This is a genomic window from Pseudomonas sp. NFACC04-2, assembly GCF_900119265.1.
Taxonomy (GTDB): domain Bacteria; phylum Pseudomonadota; class Gammaproteobacteria; order Pseudomonadales; family Pseudomonadaceae; genus Aquipseudomonas; species Aquipseudomonas fluorescens_AA.
The window spans coordinates 1-2,035 of the sequence record NZ_FPJC01000056.1 but is presented as its reverse complement, the minus strand read 5'-3'; the positions used below and the strand labels follow the sequence as shown (position 1 = coordinate 2,035).

Genomic DNA, 2,035 nt, shown 5'->3' with positions numbered 1-2,035 from the left:
GCCGCTTCCTGGCCGATGGCAACATCGAGTACCTGGGGCGTCTCGATCATCAGGTGAAGTTGCGTGGCCAGCGCATCGAGCTGGGGGAAATCGACGCGGCGCTGCTGGCCCAGGCCGGTGTTCGCGACGCCGCCACCTTGTTGCTGGATCAGCGCCTGGTGAGTTTCTGGTGCGGTGACGCCGATGAGGCGACCCTGCGTGCCGACTTGAGCGACAGCCTGCCCGTGCACATGCAACCAAGCGTTTTCGTGCAGCTCGACCGCTTGCCGCTCAACAGCAACGGCAAGCTCGACCGCAAGACTCTGGCCGCCGCGCCGCTGCCACACAGCCAAAGCGACCAGCCGCGCACCGCGCCGCGCAATGCCACTGAAACCGTGCTCTGCGAACTGTTCAGCGAGGTGCTGGGCTGTTCAGTCGTCGGTATCGAGGACCACTTCTTCCAACTCGGCGGCCACTCCTTGCTGGCCACCCGTCTGGTCAGCCGAGTCCGTGAGCGCCTGGGGGTATCTCTGCCCTTGCCGCTGGTGTTCGCCCAACCGACGGTCGCGGCCTTGGCCGCGCATCTGCGGGCGGCCTTGCCCGGTGAATCGATCCGCGTACAACCGCGCCCGGCGCAACTGCCCCTGGGCCTGGCCCAACGCCGGTTCTGGATGCTCAGCCGTCTGGTGCCGGAGTCCCGCGAATACCACATGCCGTTCGCCCTGACCTTGCGCGGCGAGCTGCAGGTCCAGGTCTTGCGCGAGGCCTTTGAGCAGGTCAGCCAGCGCCACCTGGTGCTGCGCAGCCGGATTGTCGAAGTCGACGGCGAGCCGCAACTGCTGATAGACGACCACGGGCCGGCGCTCGCGGTCACTCGCGCTGCAACCCAGAACTGGACTGCGGCCTGTGCCAACGCCCAGGACGAACTGATGACACCGTTCGACCTGGCCGCCGCCGCGCCTTGGCGCGCGCACCTGCTGCAACGCCAGGGCAGCGACGAAAACCTGTTGCTGGTGTGCCTGCACCACAGCGCCACCGACGGTTGGGCCATGCAGTTGCTCATCGACGAACTGACCCAGGCCTACGCCGCCGGCCTCAACGGGCAGTCGCCCGCGTGGACGCCGCTGGAGATCGACTACGTCGATTTCGCCCTGTGGCAACAGCACCCGGACACCCAGGCCCAGCGCAATACCAGCCTGGACTACTGGAAAAACCACTTGGGCCAGGACGACTACCAGCTCGACCTGCCCATCGATCATCCGCGCGGTGCCGAAGCCGATCGTCGCGCCCGGCAATTGAGCGTCCGCCTCGGCACCCAGCGTGCCGAAGCCATCCGACAGTTCGCCCGTCAGCGCGGCACGACCACCTACGTGGTGCTGGCCACGGCCCTGAGCGCACTGCTGGCCCGCTACAGCGGCCAGCGGGAAATTCGCCTCGGCACCCCGGCGGACCAACGTGACCACGCTCAAACCCAGACGTTGCTGGCCTGCCTGGTCAACACCCTGGTGATCCGCAGCGACGTCGACCAACGGGCCCCGGCCGAGCAATTGCTCGCCAGCCTCGAAGCCGACCTGCGCGCGGCCCAGGCCCATGCCGACCTGCCTTTCGCCACCCTGGTCGGTGCCATCGCGCAGAACCGCGACTTGAACCGCACGCCGCTGTTCCAGGTACTGTTCTCCCTCAACTATGGCCGCGTCGACAGCAGCCAATGGCCGGGGCTGAACGTCGAAGAGCAAATGCTGCCGGTGATCGACGCCAAGTTTGAACAGAGCTGGGAGGTCCAGGACGAGGGCAGCGACATGACGCTGGCCCTGGAATACCAATCGGCGTTGTACGACGAAGCGACGATGCAACGCTGGAGCGCGCAGTGGTGCGCGCTCCTCGACGCCCTGGTGGCAACCCCTGAGCGCACCCTGGTCGAACTGTTCCCGCAACAGCAGGACCAACTGCAACTGGACCGCTGGAACGCCACCGAGCGTCATTACAACGGCCCGACCGACCTGCATACCGCCCTGAGCCAACAAGCCGCCCTGAGCCCCAACGCCCCGGCGCTGGT

At 66.9% G+C, this 2,035-nt stretch carries 1 protein-coding gene; it reads left to right on the top strand.

Translation table 11 applies throughout. The annotated features are described in order from the left end of the window. A partial coding sequence (locus tag BT125_RS28250) for a condensation domain-containing protein (protein ID WP_256573857.1) occupies positions 1 to 2,035 on the top strand: 2,035 nt, incomplete at both ends.